Annotated in this window: 20 protein-coding genes and 1 pseudogene; 13 read left to right on the top strand and 8 right to left on the bottom strand. The window is 57.3% G+C overall.

The annotated features are described in order from the left end of the window. Nucleotides 1–109: 109 nt before the first annotated feature. From HNQ81_RS18165 to HNQ81_RS11965, 6 genes and pseudogenes are all read right to left on the bottom strand, one after another. Nucleotides 110–286, bottom strand: a pseudogene (locus tag HNQ81_RS18165) (N-acetyltransferase); the annotation flags it as partial. 291 nt (nucleotides 287–577) lie between these two features. Further along, nucleotides 578–784, bottom strand: coding sequence for a DUF2080 family transposase-associated protein (locus HNQ81_RS11985; protein ID WP_183351539.1), 207 nt, complete (start codon nucleotides 782–784; stop codon nucleotides 578–580). Between the two features lie 851 nt (nucleotides 785–1,635). Further along, complete coding sequence (locus HNQ81_RS11980) at nucleotides 1,636–2,019, bottom strand: hypothetical protein (RefSeq protein WP_183351538.1); 384 nt, start codon at nucleotides 2,017–2,019, stop codon at nucleotides 1,636–1,638. 835 nt (nucleotides 2,020–2,854) lie between these two features. Then, nucleotides 2,855–3,355, bottom strand: coding sequence for a rubrerythrin family protein (locus HNQ81_RS11975; RefSeq protein WP_183351537.1), 501 nt, complete (start codon nucleotides 3,353–3,355; stop codon nucleotides 2,855–2,857). Nucleotides 3,356–3,463: 108 nt separating this feature from the next. Beyond that, nucleotides 3,464–4,033, bottom strand: a complete 570-nt coding sequence (locus HNQ81_RS11970; RefSeq protein ID WP_183351536.1) for a hypothetical protein — start codon at nucleotides 4,031–4,033, stop codon at nucleotides 3,464–3,466. Continuing rightward, nucleotides 4,030–6,477 carry a Lon protease family protein gene (locus HNQ81_RS11965; RefSeq protein WP_183351535.1) on the bottom strand — a complete coding sequence of 816 codons (2,448 nt, stop codon included), beginning with the start codon at nucleotides 6,475–6,477 and terminating at the stop codon, nucleotides 4,030–4,032. Before HNQ81_RS11965 ends, HNQ81_RS11970 begins: the two co-directional genes overlap by 4 nt. Nucleotides 6,478–7,116: 639 nt before the next feature. Between HNQ81_RS11965 and HNQ81_RS11960 the strand changes: the two genes are divergently transcribed. The 3 genes from HNQ81_RS11960 (at nucleotide 7,117) to HNQ81_RS11950 (ending at nucleotide 9,841) form a co-directional block, all read left to right on the top strand. Next, the gene (locus tag HNQ81_RS11960; RefSeq protein ID WP_183351534.1) at nucleotides 7,117–7,578 is read left to right on the top strand and encodes a hypothetical protein; all 462 of its coding nucleotides are present in this window, start codon (nucleotides 7,117–7,119) and stop codon (nucleotides 7,576–7,578) included. A 266-nt stretch (nucleotides 7,579–7,844) separates the two neighbouring features. After that, nucleotides 7,845–9,026, top strand: a complete 1,182-nt coding sequence (locus HNQ81_RS11955) for an N-acetyltransferase (protein ID WP_205240205.1) — start codon at nucleotides 7,845–7,847, stop codon at nucleotides 9,024–9,026. A gap of 11 nt (nucleotides 9,027–9,037) precedes the next feature. Then, nucleotides 9,038–9,841: a nucleotidyltransferase family protein gene (locus tag HNQ81_RS11950; RefSeq protein WP_183351533.1), complete on the top strand. Its 804-nt coding sequence runs from the start codon at nucleotides 9,038–9,040 to the stop codon at nucleotides 9,839–9,841. Between the two features lie 21 nt (nucleotides 9,842–9,862). Here HNQ81_RS11950 and HNQ81_RS11945 read toward each other — a convergent pair whose 3' ends face one another. Next, nucleotides 9,863–10,801 carry a hypothetical protein gene (locus HNQ81_RS11945; RefSeq protein ID WP_183351532.1) on the bottom strand — a complete coding sequence of 313 codons (939 nt, stop codon included), beginning with the start codon at nucleotides 10,799–10,801 and terminating at the stop codon, nucleotides 9,863–9,865. A 712-nt stretch (nucleotides 10,802–11,513) separates the two neighbouring features. Between HNQ81_RS11945 and HNQ81_RS11940 the strand changes: the two genes are divergently transcribed. From HNQ81_RS11940 to lptG, 3 genes are all read left to right on the top strand, one after another. Then, nucleotides 11,514–12,275: a phosphocholine cytidylyltransferase family protein gene (locus HNQ81_RS11940; RefSeq protein WP_183351531.1), complete on the top strand. Its 762-nt coding sequence runs from the start codon at nucleotides 11,514–11,516 to the stop codon at nucleotides 12,273–12,275. Between the two features lie 73 nt (nucleotides 12,276–12,348). Next, nucleotides 12,349–13,425, top strand: coding sequence for an LPS export ABC transporter permease LptF (gene lptF, locus HNQ81_RS11935; RefSeq protein ID WP_183351530.1), 1,077 nt, complete (start codon nucleotides 12,349–12,351; stop codon nucleotides 13,423–13,425). After that, entirely contained in the window at nucleotides 13,422–14,492 is a 1,071-nt protein-coding gene (lptG, locus tag HNQ81_RS11930) for an LPS export ABC transporter permease LptG (RefSeq protein ID WP_183351529.1), read from the top strand. The genes lptF and lptG overlap by 4 nt, the downstream gene beginning before the upstream one ends. A gap of 14 nt (nucleotides 14,493–14,506) precedes the next feature. Here the strand turns inward: lptG and HNQ81_RS11925 are convergent, their stop codons facing one another. Continuing rightward, the gene (locus HNQ81_RS11925; protein WP_183351528.1) at nucleotides 14,507–15,427 is read right to left on the bottom strand and encodes a metallophosphoesterase; all 921 of its coding nucleotides are present in this window, start codon (nucleotides 15,425–15,427) and stop codon (nucleotides 14,507–14,509) included. A 230-nt stretch (nucleotides 15,428–15,657) separates the two neighbouring features. On the opposite strand from HNQ81_RS11925, the gene HNQ81_RS11920 reads away from it, so the two are divergent. The 7 genes from HNQ81_RS11920 (at nucleotide 15,658) to lptB (ending at nucleotide 23,192) form a co-directional block, all read left to right on the top strand. Then, a complete protein-coding gene (locus tag HNQ81_RS11920) occupies nucleotides 15,658–16,869 on the top strand; it encodes a CDP-alcohol phosphatidyltransferase family protein (RefSeq protein ID WP_183351527.1) in 1,212 nt (403 codons plus the stop codon). 9 nt (nucleotides 16,870–16,878) lie between these two features. Further along, a complete protein-coding gene (locus HNQ81_RS11915) occupies nucleotides 16,879–17,889 on the top strand; it encodes a diacylglycerol/lipid kinase family protein (RefSeq protein ID WP_183351526.1) in 1,011 nt (336 codons plus the stop codon). Further along, a complete protein-coding gene (locus tag HNQ81_RS11910) occupies nucleotides 17,889–18,842 on the top strand; it encodes a hypothetical protein (protein ID WP_183351525.1) in 954 nt (317 codons plus the stop codon). Before HNQ81_RS11915 ends, HNQ81_RS11910 begins: the two co-directional genes overlap by 1 nt. A gap of 446 nt (nucleotides 18,843–19,288) precedes the next feature. Beyond that, nucleotides 19,289–21,028: a fatty acyl-AMP ligase gene (locus HNQ81_RS11905; protein WP_183351524.1), complete on the top strand. Its 1,740-nt coding sequence runs from the start codon at nucleotides 19,289–19,291 to the stop codon at nucleotides 21,026–21,028. Between the two features lie 49 nt (nucleotides 21,029–21,077). Next, complete coding sequence (locus HNQ81_RS11900; protein WP_205240206.1) at nucleotides 21,078–22,040, top strand: NAD-dependent epimerase/dehydratase family protein; 963 nt, start codon at nucleotides 21,078–21,080, stop codon at nucleotides 22,038–22,040. Nucleotides 22,041–22,059: 19 nt separating this feature from the next. After that, nucleotides 22,060–22,308 (top strand): acyl carrier protein, encoded by a 249-nt coding sequence (locus HNQ81_RS11895; protein ID WP_183351523.1) that lies wholly within the window; start codon nucleotides 22,060–22,062, stop codon nucleotides 22,306–22,308. Nucleotides 22,309–22,466: 158 nt separating this feature from the next. Continuing rightward, nucleotides 22,467–23,192, top strand: coding sequence for an LPS export ABC transporter ATP-binding protein (gene lptB, locus HNQ81_RS11890; RefSeq protein ID WP_183351522.1), 726 nt, complete (start codon nucleotides 22,467–22,469; stop codon nucleotides 23,190–23,192). The last annotated feature ends 24 nt before the right edge of the window (nucleotides 23,193–23,216 follow it).

Genomic DNA, 23,216 nt, shown 5'->3' with positions numbered 1-23,216 from the left:
ACAGAGTCACACCTGAAGGCACCCACTCAACAAAAGGCTGGCCTCGAGGGCACCATGGACCTGGGGCCCTTTATTTCTTTACGGAAGAGAGGAGGAATGAAAAGCAGGACTACAGCGATTTTTGCAGGTTAATGAAGTCGCTTCGATGAAATCCCAATGTCTTGAAAAAGGAGACGACATCTGTGGCATCCCACTGGACGGAGGCGTAAAGATTGGTGATGCTCTGGTCTTTGTAAAATGCAAAGATCTCCCTGGCTAACCGGGTTCCAATCTGTTTCCCCATGTACTTCGGCTCTACTCAATGGTGGCGATCCAGGCACTTCTTTCCATACCGAAGCTGAAGGCGATAACGAAACTGATCATAAAGCCCACGACCTTGTCTTCGAATTCGGCCACAAAGCAATTCGACTCCAGAGCCCGTTTTTCGCAAGGATTTTCCACCAACTCTCTGAAATCTTGAAGAAGGGCTTACTGGGTGATATGCTGGTAAATTCTCTTGATATCGTCGATATCATCGAGTCTCATCTTCCTGATAGAGGCGCTTATTTCATCTGGATTCATTTTTTTCAGCTCGTCCTCAGTCTAATCTGATAATCTTCACACGGTGGCCTACCCAGGCCGGAGGCAAATACACTCTGCCGCTGTTTCCGCTGAGTTTGACCTCCTTTTCGATCATTTCCTCACCAAATACCTCAAACTTGACTTTTCCAGGCGTGGCACCGGCTTGATCTGATTCGACGGCGAGGTGTTCAGGGCCATCAATCCTGTTGGTCTTGCTTTCCATCTGTTCAACCACTCACATGTTTTACGTTCAAATCAGGCCTGATCTATCAAACCCTGGGAACAGCAGGTCGTCTTTTCATTCTCCATCCATGTCCTTGCAAACCACTCAGCGAATAACGATCAGATATTTCGGCCAGTCGCAATCAGAAAAAGTGCTTTTGATCACTTTGTATCGGGTTCATGAAATATACAGGGAAAGATGGCTGTGGATACATACGGCAAATCCTCGATTCGATAATAATAATCGAAAATTTCAGATCATTCTCTTTCTCATAACATGCAGTAATCGGATGGTCAAGGCGATGCAGCTACGATATATGGCTAGGGCGTTTCTATAAACACCTTATGTAAAATCTCCTATGTAACGAACAGCATTGAAGGAGCTGCCGAGCCCGGTGCGGCACACATCACCGGTCGGCGAATAAAAATCATACAGCGCTTTCGCCGCCGACGCAGAGGCAGAAAACCACTGTTCGTGCAGGTTTGCGTCGAGGATGTCCAGGATATTGAACCAGTGAAGGAAAAAGGGAAGAGCGGAATCAAGCCGTGCCGGCTTTAGCTTGTGCCCATTCTCAACAGTCAGGCACAACCGGCTGATCAGCCCGTTCAGGACAGATGACCATGAGCTGTTGCCACGACGATCGACAACTGCAATCCAAGCAGACGACCCCGGCCGTTATTTTCAAGATGTGTTTTAACGAAGTAAGACAACCTGGCGCAAAGATCCGACACTCCGGCGAAACTGAACCGGGAGTGTCGGATAAAGGATATTTCGGGATCTACACTCAGGCAGTTTTCCGGGGCGACATATTGATATGCCAGCTACCGCCCTTGCCCTCGGATGATGCACAATCAAGCATTCTCTTCAGCCTGAGGCCTGAGGGTAATGATTCCCTTCCGTCCGAACTGGACCTCAAACCGCTGCCCATCGGCGACATTTTTTCCCTCAAACAGCCACGCCGGAATGACCAACCCTTTCTTCTGAGCGTATTGCGCCCCTTTTTTAGTTCTTCCACTCGTTTTTCCACCGAGATTGGCAAGGAAAGCACTGTCTCCTGCAAGTTTCACTGCAGCCAGCAACACCGTATCGGAAATTTTTTTTGCATTATCCAGACCCAATCTTTGTGCAAGTTCTTCTTTTGTGAGCTTCTCTTTCTCAAGAATCGCTATCAGCTTTCCTAAGAACTCTGTATCATTCCCAAGTCTGACTCTTCTTTGCTTTGGCTTATCTGTCATCAATATTCTCCTTTTTTATGATTGCAGCATCAATCGATGTAGACCTGAAGGTTAACCTCCAATTTCAACATCTTTTTGTTTGGATAAACGCATTATAGACTTAATCTGGAATCGACTACATCAACAATGGCAAGATAATAACCTGAATATGAAAAATTCCAATATATAAAAATCTTCTTTTCAAATGATTTTCTCTTATCACAGGTATGTTACTACTCGATTCAACGCCATGAACGTTCTTCTGACACTATCATTATCGCCACCAAAAGTACCTCCCATTACATTAAAATCACAGGTTTTATCTCTCGATATGAAACGGTTCTCCAGAGATCGTGCCTTCAATTTTGAAGGCCAATGCTTCTCGCCAAAAGATTATTCATCAAGATGTCCGTTTACAAGAGGCAATGATGATAACAGAACGATATAATATTCCTTTTCTTTGACAATCGGAATCACACAGCATGCAATGAAGTCTGTCGATCCTGCTCGAAAAACACATCACCGTCGATTAAACCAACCCGTAATGACGGCGATTGTTTGATATGACAACCGCTTCAAACGACAGTCCGGGAAAAGCCCGAAGACCTGAAAAGCTATTGTTGCAGCGGGCGCTGGAGGCAAAACGTAAACGGAACCTACAACAACCGGGAAGACCACAATAGCAGGCAGGGGATGATGACAAGCGTCAGAAAAAGAGATGGGGAAGATTCAGATATACGGTATGACCGGATCATCCTTGATTGCGGCTGTGGAAACCGACCGAAGATCCATCACGCAGAGAGCGTGTCCGGCAGACCTGTATCACTCGATGATCTGCCGGACCATTGGCGAAGTTTCAATCAACCTTGACGAAAATTTTCTTCAAAGCCCCGCAGACCGGACATTTGTCCGGGGCACTGCCGACTTCGATATAACCGCAGACCGGACACAGATAAAAATCGCTGACATCCATATCCACCCCTTTTTTCACGGCCTCGAGGGCTTTCTGGTAGATTCTGGCATGAACCGCTTCGGCATCGACGGCAAACTTGAACATGGTTTTGGCCTTGTGTCCTTCGGACTGCGCCAATTCCACCATCGGCGGGTACATTTCGGTAAATTCGAAAGTCTCGCCATCGATTGCCGCCTGCAGATTTTCCGCCGTCGAATGGATGTGATCCAGCGCGTTCAAGTGACCTTCGGCATGGATTCTCTCAGCTTCGGCGGTTGTCCGGAACAGCTTGGCGATATTGACGAAGCCTTCTTTCTCCGCCTTCTTGGCAAAGGCCCGGTATTTCTGGTTGGCCTGACTTTCGCCGGCAAATGCCTCTTTCAAATTTTCTTTCGTTGTGGCCATTTTTTCTCCTCTGATTTCTTTTTGATTGTCGCATGACTTGGGCTGTCACAACCCGGTCACCCATTGTACCGCTACCGCCAACGGACTGCAAGACCAGGACGTCCCCGGTCAGCCAAACGGCTGGTGGACGATGTCGGAGAATTCGATCATGTACGCAGCGAGCAGGGTGAATACGTCCTCTGCCGCACAACTTGAAAGATCGAAGGGGAATTGGTGATCACCGATTTTGCGGAATTTGGCTGTTAGATCTCGTGATTTTGCAGGTCGACAACGTCTGCGGAATTCCGGAGATCCCGGCAAAGATCGTCGGGACGGCCGGAACTGACGAGGGAACTGGTTGCCGACACTGGCGCCGTCAACCACCGTGCCACCAGAGAGGATAAGGGCCTGAATCGATACCGGCATCGAGGCCAACGATGAGCAGTACAGCGGTCTCAGGATCTGGAGGTTGGAGTCGAGATTGAAATCCGTCGCCGCCTTGTCGCCGCTTCTGTACCGGTTATTTCCCGACGAGTGCCTAAAATGAAGCAGGACTCTCTTCGTCCCCGGCGGCGCCGGCACATACCCCCTGGCATCGCCGGCGATTGACGGCATCGCGGTGGCAATCAGCAGCAGATTGGCCGCAGTGGTAGCGATAATATCACGAGAGAATGCCCCCCAGGGAAGAGCGGCGTTCACGAAGATGGTGCCGCATCCAACGCCTCTCCGTCGTCTTTCTCCTCGTCCTTCCTGGGTTTATCGAAGGCCCGGAGATTGAGAACGAATTGTTTCAGGGCATTCTCCGCCCTGCCGTTGATGCTGTCATCCGGATATTCCCCGTCGGCGCCGCGTTCACCGGCTGAAATGCCGGTCAGCAGTTCAATCGCCTCATCGACATGGCTGACGGACCAGAGATGGAAGGTCCCGCTCGCCACCGCCTCCACCACCTCCTCCTTCAGCATCAGGTGACGAACATTGGCTTCGGGGATAATGACCCCCTGCCCGCCGGTCAGGCCCCGCCCCTGACAGAGATCGTAAAATCCCTCGATCTTTTCGTTGACCCCGCCGATCGCCTGCACCTCACCCCGCTGGCTCACCGATCCGGTTATCGCCAGCGTTTGCCTGATCGGGGCACCTGCCAGGGACGAGAGCAGTGCGCACAGTTCGGCGCAGGAGGCGCTGTCACCCTCGACGCCGCCGTAGGACTGCTCGAACACCAGGCTCGCCCGCAGGCCGATCGGCATGGTCCGCAGATAACGGGCCCGGAGGAACGACTCGAGGATCAATACCCCTTTCGAATGGATAGGACCACCAAGTTCCACTTTCTTTTCGATGTCGATCAGTTCGCCTTCCTTGCCCGGCCGGGTCAGGGCGGTGATCCGCGAAGGGATGCCGAACGAAGAGGAACCAAGGGAGATGACCGACAGCCCGTTGATCTGTCCCACCTCCTCGCCGTCGGTGGCGATATGGCGGATGCCCTGGTCGATGTATTCAAACATCCGGTCCCGGATGCGACCGGCCCGGCGCCGGGCCGCCGCCAGCGCCGCCACGATCTCGACTGCTGAGATCACGGCCTTATCGTTCTTTCGCGCCAGATAATCGGCCTCCTTGACGATGTCGCAGAACTGTTCGAGATAGAGGGATATCTTGCCCGAATCTCCCGCCACCCTGGCGCTGTGCTCCACCAGCCGGGCCATGCCGCTGCGGTCGAGGGCCAGCAGTTTCTCGGACTGGACCATGCCGGCGACCAGCGAGGAATAGAGGCGGACGTTCTCCGGCGTCCGGTCCATGGCATGTTCGAAATCGACCTGGACCTTGAACAGCGAGTCGAATTCGGCGTCGTAGTGTTTCAGCAGGTAGTAGAGATACGCATCACCGATCAGCACGACCTTGGCCCGCAGTGGGATCGGCTCCGGCTCGAGCGAGACGGTATTCATGAAACCGAGCAGCCGCTCCAGCGGCTCGATCCGGATCTGCCTGGCGCGCAGGGTCCGCTTCAGCCCCTCGTAGGCATACGGTTGCATCAGCAGCCGCCGGGCATCGATGATGATATACCCGCCGTTGGCCATGTGCAGCGAACCCGGTTTGATCAGGGTGAAATGGGTCGACAGCATGCCCATTTTCGCCCAGTTTTCGATACGGCCATGGAGATTCTGGTACGTCGGCAGATCCTCGTAGACCACCGGCGCGCTGGAGCTTTCATTGGCGACGAGAACGTTGACCTCGTAGCGGTCAAACGACGGGACATGGGCGGTCATCAGGTTGATGAAGTTTTCCCGACCCTCTTCGGCGCGATACAGAAAATCGTCGACCCGTTCGATAATGTCGTTTTCAACATCCTGCAGATACTGATGCAGCGCCGCCCGGCTCTGATATTTGCTTTTCAGGGCGCTGGTCAGACTGGAGACCACCTGGCGGGCCAGGTCCTCCTTGATCTTGTTTTTCGCCCCTTCCGCTTCCCGCTTCATCTGGGTGACCTGCTGCAGACCGTCCTGCAGGACGGTCTGGTATTTTTCAATCAGTTCATCGATCCGCTGGCGGACCGCCTCGGGCAGTTTGCGAAAGGATTCGGTATCGAGAATGTTGCCGGCGCCGTCGATCGGCGCCACCATGATCCCCTGCTCGCTTTTGACGACCGCAATGCTTTCCCGCTTGGCCTGTTCTTCGACCTGGTGGTAGAGACGGTCGACTTTGCGTTTAAACTCCTCGTTGACCGCCTTGATGCGAGACTTGAAGTCGTCACCTTCGAAAACGGTGCTCAGCGTCACCCGCAGCGAATCGATGAGGTCATGCATCTCTTTCTTGAAGACCAGCGACTCCCCCTGGGGGAAATCGAAGGCCAGGGGCTTGTGGGACTGACGGAAGTTGTTGACGTAGCACCAGTCCCGGGGCGCCTGCAGGGTCAGGGCCTTCTGGTCGATAAACGAACGGATGACGGTATGGCGTCCGGTCCCCTGGGGGCCGATGACAAACAGGTTGAAACCCTTGTGCTCGATGCCGATACCGAACTCGACGGCTTCCAAGGCGCGATCCTGACCGACGATATGAGCGACATCATGGATCTCGTCGGTCGTTTCAAAGGTGAACATCTCCTGCGGGCATTGAAGACATGCGTTCTCGGGACTGATCTTGTGGATCGGCATTTCTCACCTCTTTCTCTCTTGCAGTATATGAAAAAAATTCCCCCGGCTGGTCAAGGACTAGGAAATTCCAGCCGTTCCCTGATAACTGTTTTCCATCATAGCACGGATATGGCAGCCGACTCAAACTTCGTTGGCACAGATCACCGTTCAAACGATCCAATATTCCGACACCATCCGGTCAAGCCGAAGGCACGTAAAAACGGTGAACCTTCTCCGGACACCTTGCGGTGATCGGTTTGTCGCCGGGCATCCCGGCGACAAAAAATTCGTCTGCCCTTCCAAACCGAGCTCCGGTTGAAGTACAATACCCCCCAGCGCACGACGCCCCGACACTGCAAAACGCGGCCATCAATTACTATTCAGTAATTTTTTCCGCAAAAACGGACTAACTTCCACAAAAATGGAGATCGGCGCCATATCCGCTTGACTATCGCCGGTTTCTCTGTGTATCTCACATAATTGTGAATAGATAGATCATGTCGAGAAAATATGGGAAGGGGGCGAGACAATGAAGGTCAGCAATCTCCGCACATACCAGACGTACGACAGTGACGTAACCGGCGGCAGCAGGCGGCCGACCGATCGCCCAGTCGACTCAAGACGGCTGGAGATTACAGATCAGTTGAGGAGGTTATCTCCATGATCGACTTTGACAACGATTTGGGGGGACTGCCGGCACTGGTCCTTGGTGACGGGATGGAATCGCATTGCCCCCACTGCCTGGAGCAGTTCGATTTTGCCAGGGCGAAGATGGAACGAATAGACGGCGTCATGCACTGTCGCTGCCCCGACTGCTGCAAATGGTCGATCATGCCTCCGGCCTGGGAAACGGCGTCGGCCCTGTCGTTTCCTCCCCCCGGCAAGATCCTCGACCAGACCGACATTCTGAGACTGATTCAGCACTGCGACGAGACCCAGACCGAGATCCTTGCCGGCATTCTCGTCAAAATGGCGACGACGAAGGCGCAGAGATGGTCGGGTCGGATTACCTTTGTCCTCGACTACCACCTGGGTTTGCTGGGCGACATGCAGGTCAATCGCCATGAGGTTGTGCGCCTGCATTCGCCGCGAAAAACCGGGGACAGAGCGGCACTGCCATGATCTGCACTCCCCGCCGGATCTATCCTGCCGCGTCCTGGAGTCGAGTTGAATGCACCACATCGACAATCAATCACCCACTATGATCCAGACGCAAAGGGTGATACCTGTTGAGATGGCGGCTATTGACCTGAAACCGCAGGTCGTGTACCGTTTGCCGCCAGTTGCCCCTTGCGGAGATGGACTCGAGACGTGTCGAGCCGATGCATCGTCGATCCCGGTTCATCCCGATTCCCGCTCCTATCCTCCGGCCCCGTTCACTTCACCGCATGAAAGACGCCACTCCTGCAGATACGACGCCCCCCACGGGTGCGGCACGGACCCACGGCTCGTTGCGGGTCGTCAAGGTCGAGAGCCGTTCTGACCTCAAGACGTTTCTCCACCTTCCCTGGTCGCTGTACCAGGACGATCGGCAATGGGTCCCGCCCCTGCTCCATGAGCAGCGTTTACTTTTTTCTCCCAAAAACCCATACTTTGATCACGCGGTCTGCCGCTGCTGGATTGCGGTTCGAGACGGCCGTCCGGTTGGCCGGATCAGCGCTCAGATCGACCGGCTGCATCTCGACCGCTACGAAGACGCGACCGGATTTTTCGGGATGCTGGAGGCCGAAGACGATGGTGAGATCTTTCAGGCACTGCTCCGCACTGCGGAAGACTGGAACCGCGCCGGCGGCATGCAGCGGATCCGGGGGCCGTTCAACCTGTCGATCAACCAGGAATGCGGTTTGCTGGTCGACGGATTTGAAACGCAGCCGGCGATGATGATGGGCCATGCCCGGCCGTATTATGCGAGGCGCGTCGGGCAGTGCGGCTACGTGAAAGAGAAGGATCTCCTGGCGTATGCGATCGATACCGGCGTCGAACCCTCGAATGCCATGAACCTGATCCTCAAACGGACGAAAAAACGGATCAAGACCAGGACCGTCAGCAGAAAGAGCTTTCAGCACGATCTGGATATGATCTTTGACATATTCAATGATGCCTGGTCGGATAACTGGGGTTTTATCCCTTTCACCAGAAACGAGATCACCCACATGGCCAACGATTTGAGGTTGCTGATCAATGAACGGCTGGCCAGGATCGCCTATGTGGACGATCAGCCGTGCGCCTTTATCGTGCTGCTGCCCAACCTCAACGAGGCGATCGCCGATCTCAACGGCCGCCTGTTGCCGCTGGGCTGGCTCAAGCTGTTGTGGCGGCTCAAGGTCCGCCGATTGCGGACCGGGCGGATCCTGCTGTTGGGAGTGCGCAAGGCGTTCCAGGGTACCACCCTGGGAGCGGCCCTGGCCTACCGGGTCATCGGGGATACCCGGCAGGCGGTTCTCGATCTTGGCATGAAGGAACTGGAACTGTCCTGGATACTGGAAGACAATATCGGGATCCAGAGCATCATTGAGGATTGCGGCGGCAGAGAATACAAGCGGTATCGCATTTTCAGCAAGCAACTGTGAGCATCGACACCATGACTTTCGAACAACAGGCATTTTCGGCGATCATCCTCGCCGCCGACCGCGAACTCCACAACCCCGTCGCCGCAGCGGCCGGCGTCAGCTGCAAATCGATGGCGCCGGTAAACGGCACCCCGATGCTGTTCAGGGTCATCGAAGCGCTGGCGTCATCCGCTCATGTTCACGACCAGACCCTGTGCGGCCCGCCCCGATCGATCCTGGATCGGGAACCGGCGCTGAAGGAGTATGTATCTTCCGGCAGGGTAGGCTGGCAGGAGAATCAGGCGACCCCCAGTCTGAGCGCCTTTCATGCCATGGCGTCGCTGCCCGCGGCGACTCCGCTGCTGCTGACCACCAGCGACCACGCCCTGCTCAGTCCGCAAATCGTCGATCACTTCTGTCGTGAGGCCGGCAGGGCGGGAGTCGACGTCGCGGCCGGAGTGGTCCGCCGCGAGACCGTCACCGCCGCCTATCCAGAAACCCGCAGGACCGCTTACCGCTTCAGGGACGGGGAGTACTGCTCGTGCAACCTCTTTGCCTTCATGACCCCGCGATCGCGGCAGGTGCCGCAGTTCTGGCGCCGGATCGAACAGCAACGCAAGAATCCGTTGAAGGTCATCAATATCCTGGGCTGGATGACGGTCCTCCGGTATCTGCTGGGCACCCTCACCCTGTCCGAGGTCCTGGGCAGGCTGTCGCGGCAACTGGGCTGCTCCGCCGGCGTCGTCGTCCTCCCCTGCCCGGAGGCCGCCATAGATGTCGATTCACCCGACGACTGGCAATACGTGCAACAGCTCGCGGCCCGAACTCAATCATGAAACCGCCAGGAGACCGGACGATCAGTTGACGGTCGCCTGCTGCACCTGAAAATCGAGGGCACCGATGTTGTCGGCTGTGCCGCTGATCCGGACCGGTATCCCTTTTTCCGGATCGAGATATATCCGGATGTTTTTCTCCAGGCCAAAGAGCGAAAAGGCCTCGGGGGCCTGGTCGGCGGCGGCGATGTTTTCCGAGGTGACTGTATACACCAGGGGAACAATCCGGTCTTTCACGACGGTCTCCTCCCGGGTGGCGGAACGGACCGTGTACGCGACCTCTAACGACGAAGCTTCCTCTTGCTTGATAAAGAGACGATGCAGCTGTTTTTTGCCGAAGACACAGAGTTCGAGAGGCTTCTGACCGATGACGGGCGCCAGGCTCGATACCTTGTAGACGATGAGAGCCGGATCGGTTATCGCGCTGCAGCCATTGTCGTTGACGGGATACCGGTACAGGGACTCCGTGCGCTGCGACCAGAGGGTTTGGGATCGTTGTCCCTCTGCCGGGTCTCCCGGCTCGAACTTCCGCCGCCGAACACCCTGATCCTCCCAGCAGTAGCTTTTGATCCATAGTTCGTTGCCCCGGCTCAGGCGGTGACGCTCATAGGGCAGCCCATCCTGTGCGGTGAACCAGATCCGCTCTTCGTACCTGTCCTCTGCACCCAGGACCTGCGACGTGGCCTTAATGGTCAGCATCATGGTGCCGTCGCGGATGACATCCGGACATGTCCCCCAGCCCTCCTCCTCTGGAGAAACGAGGCTTGCCGAGGAACCATCCATCGACTCGAGCTGCATCCGGACGGTGATGGCGGCTGGAAACTTGGAACTGGTGAAGATCAAATCAGACCAGGCAACCTTATTGGCCGCGATGACGGTACCGCGAGAGTCTTCTCCGGCAGGACAGTATTGCGGCAGAACAATCAGCGCCGCCAGCAGGAACACAATCCCCCGAGGTTTCAAGATCGAAGGCCTCGTCCTCATCCCGCCATACAGTCCCAACCGTACTGCTAGATATCGCAAAATTGGCATAAATTATTTTCACCCGGAACGATGTGCCGAAGTCAGATGTTTGTTGCGAAATGCACGCCCCGTATCTCCGTTCACATCAAGAAAAGGTCGAGATATACAGTAAGGAATTTTTCCCGCGTGGCAAAGATTTCTTTATTCCTTTGCCAAATTGAGCTACAAGTGCGCTTGTCGCTTTCTGTTCATCCTGCTCGATCCTGCTCGGCTTGGTGGACCGGGAAATGTCGGTGCGGTTCAGCCGGCACACCGCAAGCTGTGGCAAGGCCACATTCACCTCGCCCGACGACTCGAAAAACAGGAGAGCGCGACTGACCGTCTTCCCGCTGGAACGGCCCGGAACCGTTGTTTCGTGTTTCGGGCGGCGGCAGGAGTTCCGCCCAACTACCGACCCCTGCCGACGGCAGACCGATCCGGAACCTGGACAACTTCTCGCACTACATCCTGCAGGTGATTCACAGGTCCGGCCGGCGGAAGCGACAGCGTTCTGTACGGGTAGCGGCAGACATCCCGGCTGATATTGCCCCCGACACACTGTGCCCTCCGCATCGGCCGCATCCGGCCGCAGTCGAGTTCAGTCCAGTGTTCGTATTATTTTTCCCGGCAGGTTTTCATACCCCTGCTTATACACCAGAAAGGAGCTCCTTGCATGAAAGTCATCATCCTCAGCGCCGGCCAGGGCAAACGGTTATTGCCCATGACAGCTGCCCTGCCCAAATGTCTTTTGACGGTACAGGGGAAAACAATTATCGAGTGGCAGATCGACGAACTGCATAAATGCGGCATTGAGGAAATCACCGTGGTAGTAGGCTACAATGCCGATAAAGTTAAAAGTCTTCTGCAACAACGGTACGGATCAAAAACGATCAGGACCTGCTGCAATCCGGATTACGCGACAACCGACAACCTGATCAGCTGTTGGATGGCACGTGAGGAAATGACGGAGGATTTTATCCTCCTCAATGGCGACACCCTGTTCGAGGCGCCGATAGTGGAGAGTCTGCTGAACGCGCCGGCCGCCCCGATAACGGTCACCATCAATCTCAAAGACTCCTATGACACCGACGACATGAAGGTCAGCCTGGATGGCAGCCGTCTTCTCCACGTCGGCAAGGATATCCCGCTGGATAGCGTTGACGGCGAATCCATCGGCATGATCCTGTTCCGCGGCTCCGGACCGCTGCTCTTCAGAAACGGCCTGGAAAAAGCCCGGGCCGACCAATCATGCTCCCGGAGATGGTTTCTGTCGGTCATCGACGAGATTGCCGGACAGGACACCGTATCGACCTGCTCCATCAAAGGACTGGCCTGGTGCGAAGTCGATTTTCCGGCAGACCTGGAACAGGCGCAACACATTGTCGCGGCGCATTTTCACCGGCAGGAGGAAATGGAAGCGCTTCCGGTTTCATGACAGCCAAGGGGTTTCCGCTCCGGCCGGCGTCCGCCGTCGGCCGTCCACACCGTGTTTCAGCGACGGACACAGCGTGATTATCGATCGTTATATCATGCGGGAAATAATCAAACCCACAATGATCATCTGCATTGTGCTGGTGTTGATATTCGGCTGTTACATCGCAACCCGCTTCTGGGAAGACGCTGTCCATGGGCTGTTGACCGGCGCCGCCGTTTTCCAGCTGATCCTGCTCAGGATCATCATCGCCCTCGAGGTGCTGCTGCCGACCACGTTCTACCTGTCCGTGGTGATCGCACTCGGCCGCCTCTACCACAACGGCGAGATCACCGCCATGTTTGCCGGCGGCATCAGCATGGCCAGAATCACCCTCGCCGTTTTCTCCCTGTCCCTGCTGGTTGCCGCGATCGTTGCCGTCCTCTCGCTGTACGTCCGGCCCTGGGCCTGGACCCAGTTCTTCCTGCTGAAGGCCCGGGCGGAGGCGCAGTTTGATCTGACCAGGATGCAAAGCGGCAATTTTTACGAGGTCAGCGACGGTGACCGGGTCATCTTCGCCGACAAGGTCACCCCTCGAGGGAGACAGGCGGAGGGCGTCTTCATTCTCAACAAAAAACGCACGTCGCTGCAGGTCATCCATGCCGACCGGGCGATCCAGCACAACGACGAGAAAGGCGACTTCCCTGTAATTTCATTCAAAAACGGGCGGCTGTACGAATTTTCCAACTCGGATCGCAAAGGCTTCATCATCGAGTTCGAAAACGCGGTCATGCCGCTGCGGCCCGACGACCCGATCCTTCCCGAACACAAGGTCAAAGCCGCAACGACCAGCGCTCTTGTCCCTCCTCGGAACCTGGAGGAGACGGCCGAATTGGAGTGGCGGATCATCACCCCGATGTCGAGCATCCTGCTGGCGTTGCTCGCCATCCCGCTCAGCTCCTCCTCGCCGCGTCAGGGACGACGCACCGGCACGCTGCTGGCCATCGTCATTTTCGCCGTCTATTACAATTTCAGCGCCATCACCAAGAAACTGGTGGCCCAGGGGGGGATCGCCGTACTGCCCGGAATCTTCTGGGGCCAGCTGCTGCTGCTCGCCTGTCTCGTCCTCCTTGTCTGGCGGCCCCCTTTTTTACGGCATTGGCGTCGGCGATGAGGATCCTGGACCTGTATATCGGCAGAACGTTTCTGACCTACTGCCTGCTGATCATGCTTGTCCTGGCAGTGCTGCTCAGTCTGTTTGAACTGATCGCCCAGTTCGACGATGTCGGCCAAGGCAGCTACCGAATGGCCGACGCCTTCCTCTTCGTCTTTCTGACCCTCCCCAAACGCATCCTTGACCTGCTGCCGATCACGACGCTGCTCGGCGGCATCGTCGCCATCGGGACCATGGCCGACCATGGGGAAATAGTCGGCATGGAGGCGGCGGGCATCTCCGTCCCGAGAATCTGCACGACGGTGTTCGTTACCAGCATGCTCCTGATGCTGGCCGCCGGGATACTGGCGGAAATGGTGGTGCCGGCAATGGAGCAGCAGGCCCGCAAATCTCACGCCCGGGCCATCTCCAGCGATGAGAACATCGACCTGAGCCGGCAAGGGTTCTGGGTGCGCCGCGGCAATTCGTATATCCATGTTGAAAAAATGCTCAGGGAAGGGGTGGCCGCCGGTCTCGACATTTTCCGGTTTGATGATCAGGGCCAGTTGCAGACCTATACCCATGCCCACAGTGCCGTGCTCCAGGACAACCGGCAGTGGGTGCTGCACAATGTCACCCAGAGGGTGATAGACGACGGAGAGATCAGCACCAGGCAATTGTCGACCCTGGCACTGGACGCCTTTCTCAGCTCGGACCAGGTCAGCGTCCTGGGCCTGCCGCCCTACAGTTTATCGACCCCCGACCTGATCCGGTATATTGAAGCCCTGGAGGAGAGCGGCCAGGATGCCGATCAGTACGCCATCGCCCTGTGGCGCAAAATCAGCGTCCCTCTGACGACCGGGATCATGGCGCTGCTTGCCCTCAGCTTCGTCTTCGGTTCAACACGGGGTATCAGCGCCGGCTATCGCATCACCATCGGCTCCCTGGTCGGGATTGCACTCTATTCTGTCGATCAGATGTCGATCCAGTGGGGATTGCTGCTCAATATGAGCCCCGTCGCCGTCGCGATGGTACCCGTCCTGCTGATTTCGGGAATAACGTTCGTGCGGCTGCGCCAGGTTTTCTGACCAGGGACAACCCGTCAGCGGGAAACAACAAGCTCCCGTCGCGGCCCGGCAATGAAGCGCCGGCAATCGGCGTCAAGGATCCGTTCTTCCATGCGGACGAGCCAGCGATCGGCGGAACGCACGATATGGAACAAGCAATAGCGGGCACGCCGTTCGGCGGAGCGCTCGAGGGATGATACCGACGGCATCCCGATGACCGGAATCGGTCCCGCCGGTCCGGGGAGGAACTCCCGGGCCGTCTTGTGGGCATGGCCGAAGAGGATCAGCTCAACCCCGTAGCGGGCAATCAACGCCTGCAGGAACGGGGCGTCGGTTAAACTGCGCCGCCGGCTGACGACGCCCGGTACCGGCGGGTGATGGATCAGAAGGATACGGAACAGCGGTTGGCCGTGCAATTGCCGCAGCATCGTTTCCAGCTTCGCCAGCTGTTCCTCCCCGATTGCCCCCGTCGCCAGATGCAGAGCGCTCGGCCGGGCCGAGCTGGTACCGATCACGGCAACATGGCGACGGATGCGCAATACCGGGAAGACCTCCCCCAAATCAGGCTCAGCCGCGGTGGGCTGCGGCACCGGCAGATCGCCCTGCATGTACGGCAGCCACCAGGCGAACGATTGCCGCCATGCCGTCCTGACATACTGGTCATGATTGCCGGGAACGACGGTGACCTGGTCGGGGGGGCCCATGGTCTGCAGCCGATCCCGGGCGGCTGCGAACTCCGCCGGCAGGCTGAGATGGGTCAGGTCGCCGGTTATGACAATGTGGTCCGGTCGTGTCCGTTGCAGATCTTCACAAAGAGTGGTAAGAAGCCCATCGTGCTGATCGTGCCGCCGCTGCAGCTGCCACCGCAGGCCGCCGAGCAGCCGCTTGTTGAGAAAATCACCGATGCCGCTCTGTCCGACCCGGGTGATGTGCAGGTCGGAGCAGTGGGCAACCACGAACCCTGCCGTGGGGCACCGGTCGTCCGCCGAGCGAACAAACGTCCCGCCGGAGTTGATAAGAGCTGGAGAGGTCGCTGACATAATGGCCAAAGCTATACAGGAAGAAGATTTTTTTTGCAAAGCTTGACTATTTGCTCTGCTTCAACCAGTTGCGATCGGACGGGATCGAAGCTCCCGGGTCGAACATCCGCCGTACTTGTGATCGCTGAACGATAAAGAGCATTGTAATGAGTGTATATATCCATTTTTGCCACCCCAGTCCGATACGGATCTGGGGCATGACCTCGCAGCAGCGGGTAGAGCGCATTCTCGGGGAAACCGTCCGCAGCTGTACCGCCGATGCCCTGCAAGGGCTGGCCGAGCATGACACCGTCCTGATCCTCCGCGGCGACTATCTGTTCGATGACCGGTTGATCGAGAACCTGGCCGGAACCCCCAACATCCTCCTGCAACTGCAGGAGCACCAGCCGCCGACGACCGTTGCCGCCCATGTCCCGGCCGGTCTGGCCGGACAGGCCCTGGATCTCCTCACCGGCAGGACGGCGGGCGAAACCCTGCCCGGCATCGACCTCCTGACGCCGGCGACCGTTCCCCTCTCCTTTCACAAGAAACTGCGCAAGAAAGAACCGCCTTTTATCCTCCCGATCACCGCCGAGCGACGAAGGGATCTGGAGCGGCGTCTCTTCAACTGGTCCTACAAAGGCGTTACCGATCTGGTCACCAAATGGGCGTGGCCGGGTTTGGCCCGACAGGTGGTGAGACTGTGCGTCCCTCTGCATATCAGGCCCAACCATGTCACCCTGACCGGCCTGGTGCTGGTAATCATCGCCGGCATCGCTTTTGCCACCGGCCACTACGGCCCGGGACTGCTGGCGGGATGGCTGATGACCTTTCTCGACACCGTCGATGGGAAACTGGCCCGGGTGACCCTGACCTCCAGCAGATTCGGCCACTACTTCGATCATGTCATCGATCTTGTCCACCCCCCGCTGTGGTATATCGTGTGGGCCCTGGGTTTGCCTGCCGCCCAGATCGACAGTCTGGGGTTACCATTGAGCACCTTTTTCTGGCTGATCCTGGTCGGGTATATCGGCGGCCGTCTGGTCGAAGGCTCGTTCCAGCTGCTGCTGGGCAAGTTCAGTATTTTCTGCTGGCAGCCGGTAGACTCCTATTTCCGACTGATCACGGCCAGGCGGAATCCCAACCTGATCCTGCTGACCCTCAGCTATCTCGCGGGGCGGCCGGACCTGGGACTGGTGGCGGTGACGTTATGGACGCTGATCAGCACCGTCTTCCTGCTGGTCCGGCTGGCGACCGCCGGATACGAGCGTATCAGGCAGGGCCGACCGCTCGATTCATGGTTGTCGGAGGCGGATACGCCCCGGTACGAGCACTCGCTGGCGGCCCGGATTTTTACCGGCCGGCAGGCCCGTCGATGAGGAACACGGTTGCATCCTGATACCACCGCCACGACTGTGGCAATATCGGCAATCGAGGAGACCGTTCGGATCGGAATTCTGTACAACCCGCTGAGCGGCAGAAACCGTCGGGCCCCCGATGCCTTGCCGCGCTTCATCAGCGGCCAGGCCCAAATCCTGATGACAGAGGTTCGAACCCCCCGTGAGGTCCACGACGCCCTGACCGAATTCGCCCGTCAAAACGTAGGCATGGTCGTGATCAGCGGTGGCGACGGAACTGTTCAGGCCACCCTGACGGAGCTGTTCACCCGGTCGCCTTTTGCCACCTGTCCGCAGCTGGTGGTGCTCGCAGCGGGAACGACCAACATGATCGCCGGCGATGTCGGTCTGCGCGGCGATCAGCACCGCGCCCTGCTCCGGCTGTTCGACTGGGCCCGGACCGGCAGGGGCCGGATCGTCCGGGTTGAACGGCCGCTTCTTCGTCTGCAGGTCCCAGGCCACGAGGTGAAATTCGGCATGTTTTTCGGCGCCGCCATCATCAGCCAGGGCATAGACTACTACCAGCAGAACCTCCATAACCAGGGTCTGCACGGTGTTGTGGGGATAGGGCTGACGCTGTGCCGTTATCTGTGGGCCGCTGTCCGGCACAGCAACCGCCGGATGACCACCACTCCCATGACGGTCGGGATCGACGGTCAACCACCGCGGCGTGAAAATTTTCTGCTGTTCCTCGTCACGACACTGGACCGGCTGTTTTTCGGCATGCGGCCATTCTGGGGAGGTGGACAGGGGCCGTTGCGCTATACGGCAGTCAGAACCCAGTCGCCGTATCTGCTGCAGGTCCTGCCGATGCTGGCCAGAGGGCGAAAGTGCCTCCGAGGAACACCGGAAAACGGCTATTTCTCAGGAAATGTCAATGAAATACGGTTGTTTACAGACAGCTCCGTCGCCCTTGACGGGGAATTGTACACACCGGATACCATGCAGGAACCAACCGTCTTGCAATGCGGCGGCAGAGCCACCTTTTTGCGGATAGATTGATGACCGCACCAACCGAACTGGTTCGCGCAATCCAGCGCCATGCTCCCAGGGATATCCCGCCGGCAGTCAATCTCCTCGCGGAGGAGATTTTTTCCCGTTATGGGACGGCGGTGCAGGGAATTCTGTTCTATGGGTCCTGCCTGCACGCGGGCAAGGATCCGGACGGACTGTTCGATCTCTACGTCCTGGTCGACGGGTATCTTTCCGCCAACCGCAACCTCCTGCAGGCCTTGCTCAACAAAATGCTGCCCCCCAATGTCTTCTATCTGGAATCTCTTCTCGAGGGCAAACGGATCCGCGCCAAATATGCCCTCCTGTCCCTCGATGATTTACACAAGGGAACATCGACACGCTGGTTCCACTCCTATCTGTGGGGCCGATTCTGCCAACCGGCAGCGATTGTCTATGCTCGCGACGACAAAGTCGCAACCAGGATCCACACCGCCTTCGCCCAGGCGGTCATGACCTTTATCGCCAGGGTCCTGCCGCTGCTGCCGCAGCAATGGACCATCCGCGATCTGTGGCTCGCCGGGCTCGGAATGACGTACCGGGCCGAGTTTCGACCGGAACGTCCGGACCGGCAGGCACGCCTGTACGAAGCGGCGGCGGAGTACTTTGAGGAGGTGGCCCGAGCAGCCCTTGAGAGTATCTCGTTCCGGCTGACATGCACGAATCGCCAAGGCGTCACGCTGTATTCCGCCGACGTTGATAACTCAGCGCGCTTCCTGGCCCGTATCGCCTGGACCATTCGCATTCTTCAGGGCAAGATCCTGTCGGTGCTGAGACTGGTGAAGGGGGCGCTGACCTTTGAGGGGGGCGTGGAGTACATCGCCTGGAAGATTGAACGGCACTCCGGCGTCAAGATCGAAGTAAGCCCTTTTCTGCAGAGGCATCCCATCCTGGCCCTGTGTGTCCTGTCGTTCAGGTTGTTCCGGCGGGGCGGCGTTCGATAAATCTGCACCCCAGGTCGCATCTCGTCAAACCGTCCATGCGACACAGAACATCTTCGCCGCAGTTTTATGCGCCATCACGAACTGAACGTTTTTTTCACAGAAAATTAAAAGTAGTAAAAAATACCCTCTTGAGGTAAAAAAGCTAGCAACGAAACCGATCTGCACATTCTGCGGCGGAATTGTCCGGTCAGGTATTTGTTCTGGATTTACATCGACTACTGCGGTGCAACCCCTGGTGGCTGCCAGGTATGACTTCCCCGGAACCGGACCTGCGTTCAGGCGTCGGAACAGACGCCGGGCCGAAGTATGAACTACTCATGTTGCGCATGGAGAGGTGAGCAAGACGACCTCGACGACTATTTTTTCAAGATCGACGCACACGCAATTCTCTCATCGGACAGTGCGTTATCTTCACCCAACAGTATCCCCGGAGCAATTTCGCTTTGATGAAAGCAACGCCCACGACACATGATTTACCGTTACTTTTTAAAGGATTTTCAACCCTTGCCGATGCGTTGGACTACGCCGCCCAAGGGGACACCGGTTACAACTTTTATTCCGGTCAGGGAAAACTCTACGCCACCCTTCCCTACGCGAAACTGCGCGGCGATGCCCTGACCCTGGCAAAAAAATTACTTTCTCTCGATCTGCCTCGCGGCACCCGGGTAGCTATCGTTGCCGATACCCATCCAGATTTTGTGCGCTTCTTTTTCGCCTGTCAGTATGCCGGATTCACCCCGGTACCGCTGCCGGCCACGATCCAATTGAGTGGCCAGCAGGAATACACGAACCAGTTGCAACGCCTGCTGTCCATATGCCAGGCGGAAATCGCGATTGCCAATGATGATTTCCTGCCCTTCCTGATCGAGGCCGCCGCGCGACAGAATATCCGCTTCGCAGGAAATTCACAGACCTTCGAAAATCTGCCGGAATCATCAGCCCCATTGCAGCCCCTGCGGGCTGATGAACTGGCGTATCTTCAGTATACCTCAGGCAGTACCCGCTTCCCACGCGGGGTTATGATCTCCCAGGAAGCCGTTCTCAGCAACACACGGTTGATCATACAGCATGGTGTTCAGGTCCGAGACGGGGATCGCGCCATGTCCTGGCTCCCCTTTTATCATGATATGGGGCTTGTCGGGCTGCTCCTCACCCCTCTGGTCTGCCAGATATCCGTCGACTATCTGAATACCCGGCATTTCGCCATGCGCCCGCGTCTGTGGCTGAAGATCATGTCGGAAAATCGAGCGACCATCTCCTTCAGCCCGCCGTTCGGCTACGATCTCGCCGCCCGGCGTCTGCGGGACGACGATCTGGCCGGCTACGACCTGCGGCACTGGCGGGTGGCCGGTGTCGGTGCGGAGATGATCCATACCGAAGCTCTTGCCTTTTTTGCCGACCGCTTGCAGCCCAGCGGCTTTGATGCCCATGCGTTCCTGCCCTGTTACGGCATGGCTGAATGTGCTCTCGCCGTATGCTTCGGCCAGCTTGGAGCGGGAGTACAGGTGGATCGCGTCGATGCCGAACAGCTTGCTTCCCACCAGAAGGCCCTCGCAATCGATCCTGAGGTCGAAAATTGCGCCCCCAGGGCCAAAGTATTTACCAATTGCGGAAGCCTGCTTCCCGGTTATGTCTTGGAAATCAGAGATGAACAGGGCCGAATCCTCCCCGAAAGACAATGCGGGACGCTGTTTGTGCGAGGACCAAGCGTGATGTCGGGGTATTTCGGCAATCCTGAGGCCACCCGGGAAGTTCTGTCTCCGGACGGCTGGCTCAATACCGGCGACATCGCCTACCTGGCCGGTGCCAATGTCGTCATCATAGGCCGCTCCAAAGACGTCATCATCATCAACGGCCGCAACATCCTGCCGCAGGATATCGAGTATCTGGCGGAATCGCAGCCTGAGATACGGACCGGCGACGCCACGGCCTTCCCTGTCCCGAACCCGCAGATGTCCGATCAGGCGGTCCTGCTGGTCGAATGTCGGGAAAATGACGAGCAGAAACGTCAGGATCTGATCAAAAAAATAAACCAGCTCGTCCGCGCCGAATTGGGGATTGACTGCATCATCGAACTGGTAGCCCGCAACACCCTGATTCGAACAACCTCCGGAAAGCCATCCCGTCACTCCACCAGAAACGATTACCTGCAGAATATGCTTCAACTCAATCCTGCAACCTCCTGAACCGCGGTCAAAAATCGGGCATCCCCCCGCTTCCTGCCGCAGAGATGACATGGCGCCGTCAACATACACCGGACCGTCGGAGATATCTGGAACCATCGCGATAACCGGAGCTACCGGGTTTATCGGCCGCCTGGTCGCCCAACGGCTGGCCTCCTCCGGCTGGAAAGTACGGGCGCTGGTGCGTCCCGCTTCGCTCCGCAAACGCCCCGATACCGCTGGGGTCGAATGGATCACCGGCGACATGGCGGATGCAGACAGCCTGGAACGGCTGACCGCCGGGGTCGACGCGATTATCCACTGCGCCGGTGCGGTCCGCGGCGCCACCGCCAAGGATTTTGACGACGTCAATGTCGATGGCGTGGCACGATTGGCCACAATAGCGGCGGCACACAGCCCTCAGCCGCGGTTCCTGCTGGTCTCTTCACTTGCAGCCCGTGAACCCCGTCTTTCATTTTATGCCGCAAGTAAACACAAAGGCGAAAAGGCGCTGGCCTCACTTGCGGGAACCATGTTCTGGGGCGTGTTCCGACCCGCGGCGGTATACGGTCCCGGAGACCGTGAGATGCTGCCCCTGTTTCAATGGATGTTCAGAGGCGTTGCCCCGGTCATCGGGTCCGCCGACAACCGTGTTTCCCTGCTGTACGTCGACGACCTGGTCGAAGCCATGCACACCTGGCTGCAGCACAACAGCACCCAGCCGCGACGGTGTTACGAACTGCACGATGGGCGGACAAACGGCTACTCATGGCAGGATATTATCACCGTTGCCGAGCGCTTGCGGGGAAAAGCCATAATCCGGGCGCATATACCGGTATGGGGCGTACGGATGGTCGCTCAAATCAACCTCATGGCGGCCCGTGTTCTGGGCGCTTCGCCCATGCTGACGCCCGGAAAGGTACGGGAACTGGTCCATGCGGACTGGGTCGCCGACAACAGCCGGTTATACCGTGACACAGCGTGGATTCCCCGGGTATTGCTGGAGGAGGGGATGCGGCAGACAATGTTCAAATAGAGACAAGGATCTTCACTTCATGGCTACAAACGAACAAATTTTGCAACAGATCCAGGGCATGCTGCACGAGATTGTCCCGCAGGACGCCCTGCAAGTGACGATGGATCTGGATCTGATGAACGATCTGAATCTTGATTCACTCAAGGTCATGGAACTTCTGGAGAAGCTGGAAGACGCCCATGACATTTCGATACCGATCAACATCCTGGGCGGGATCAAAACCGTCGGCGATCTCGTTGCGGAACTGCAGAAACTGACAGCACCATAACGGAACGTTCGTCCCTCTCCTCAATGATTCCCTGGAGATTCCCGGTCTGCCGTCGTTTGTTCGGCCCGAAAATGCCTGCTTCACTGCCATCCTCTTGCGAGTTGTGGCGTTGCCTCGTGGAACCGAACCCGGCGACCACCGTTGACATACACTGACTTATGGAGAGAAAGCTTGCAGCACGAGGACTCGAGAAGTCCTACAAAGGCCGGAAGGTCGTGCGCGGGGTCGACCTGGAGGTCACATCAGGTCAGGTCATCGGTCTGCTGGGACCCAACGGTGCCGGAAAAACGACGACCTTTTACATGGTGGTCGGCCTGATTCAACCTGACAAGGGCCAGGTTCTGCTCGACGACCGGGACGTAACCAACCTGCCCATATACACCAGGGCCAAGGCCGGAATCTCCTACCTGCCGCAGGAGATGTCCGTTTTTCGCAAACTCACCGTCGAGGACAATCTCCTGGCCATCCTCGAGACCCTGGGGATCAGCCACAGCGAACAACAGGAACGCAAGGACCGGTTGCTGGAGGATTTCCGTTTGTCGTATCTGGCCAAAAATCCAAGCTATACACTCTCCGGGGGCGAACAGCGACGTCTCGAGATCGCCAGGGCCCTGGTGATCGAACCGTCATTCATCCTGATGGATGAACCCTTTGCCGGGGTCGACCCCATCGCCGTCATCAATATTCAAAACATTATCCGCCAGTTGAAAGCACGAGGGATCGGCGTACTGATCTCGGACCACAACGTCCGGGAAACGCTGTTTGTCTGCGACAAGGCCTATATTCTCGACCATGGGGAAATCCTGGAATACGGCGACCCGGATTTTATCGCCGCCAGTCCCAAGGCGCGAGAGACCTACCTGGGAGAAAAGTTCAGGCTGTAGATGCCGCCCCCTCCCCTGCCCGGC

Source organism: Desulfoprunum benzoelyticum, from assembly GCF_014201505.1.
Taxonomy (GTDB): Bacteria; Desulfobacterota; Desulfobulbia; order Desulfobulbales; family Desulfocapsaceae; genus Desulfoprunum; species Desulfoprunum benzoelyticum.
The sequence above is the reverse complement of the archived record's forward strand: the minus strand, read 5'-3'. Positions and strand labels throughout refer to the sequence as shown.

Excerpts from the sequence above, each read along its gene's own strand:
- HNQ81_RS11895 (WP_183351523.1), top strand. The coding sequence starts at position 22,060 with ATGGCTACAAACGAACAAATTTTGCAACAGATCCAGGGCATGCTGCAC.
- HNQ81_RS11920 (WP_183351527.1), top strand. The coding sequence starts at position 15,658 with ATGAGTGTATATATCCATTTTTGCCACCCCAGTCCGATACGGATCTGG.
- HNQ81_RS11900 (WP_205240206.1), top strand. The coding sequence starts at position 21,078 with ATGGCGCCGTCAACATACACCGGACCGTCGGAGATATCTGGAACCATC.
- HNQ81_RS11950 (WP_183351533.1), top strand. The coding sequence starts at position 9,038 with ATGACTTTCGAACAACAGGCATTTTCGGCGATCATCCTCGCCGCCGAC.
- HNQ81_RS11940 (WP_183351531.1), top strand. The coding sequence starts at position 11,514 with ATGAAAGTCATCATCCTCAGCGCCGGCCAGGGCAAACGGTTATTGCCC.
- HNQ81_RS11905 (WP_183351524.1), top strand. The coding sequence starts at position 19,289 with ATGAAAGCAACGCCCACGACACATGATTTACCGTTACTTTTTAAAGGA.
- HNQ81_RS11985 (WP_183351539.1), bottom strand. The coding sequence starts at position 784 with ATGGAAAGCAAGACCAACAGGATTGATGGCCCTGAACACCTCGCCGTC.
- HNQ81_RS11960 (WP_183351534.1), top strand. The coding sequence starts at position 7,117 with ATGATCGACTTTGACAACGATTTGGGGGGACTGCCGGCACTGGTCCTT.
- HNQ81_RS11980 (WP_183351538.1), bottom strand. The coding sequence starts at position 2,019 with ATGACAGATAAGCCAAAGCAAAGAAGAGTCAGACTTGGGAATGATACA.
- HNQ81_RS11955 (WP_205240205.1), top strand. The coding sequence starts at position 7,845 with ATGAAAGACGCCACTCCTGCAGATACGACGCCCCCCACGGGTGCGGCA.
- HNQ81_RS11975 (WP_183351537.1), bottom strand. The coding sequence starts at position 3,355 with ATGGCCACAACGAAAGAAAATTTGAAAGAGGCATTTGCCGGCGAAAGT.
- HNQ81_RS11910 (WP_183351525.1), top strand. The coding sequence starts at position 17,889 with ATGACCGCACCAACCGAACTGGTTCGCGCAATCCAGCGCCATGCTCCC.
- lptB (WP_183351522.1), top strand. The coding sequence starts at position 22,467 with ATGGAGAGAAAGCTTGCAGCACGAGGACTCGAGAAGTCCTACAAAGGC.
- HNQ81_RS11965 (WP_183351535.1), bottom strand. The coding sequence starts at position 6,477 with ATGCCGATCCACAAGATCAGTCCCGAGAACGCATGTCTTCAATGCCCG.
- lptG (WP_183351529.1), top strand. The coding sequence starts at position 13,422 with ATGAGGATCCTGGACCTGTATATCGGCAGAACGTTTCTGACCTACTGC.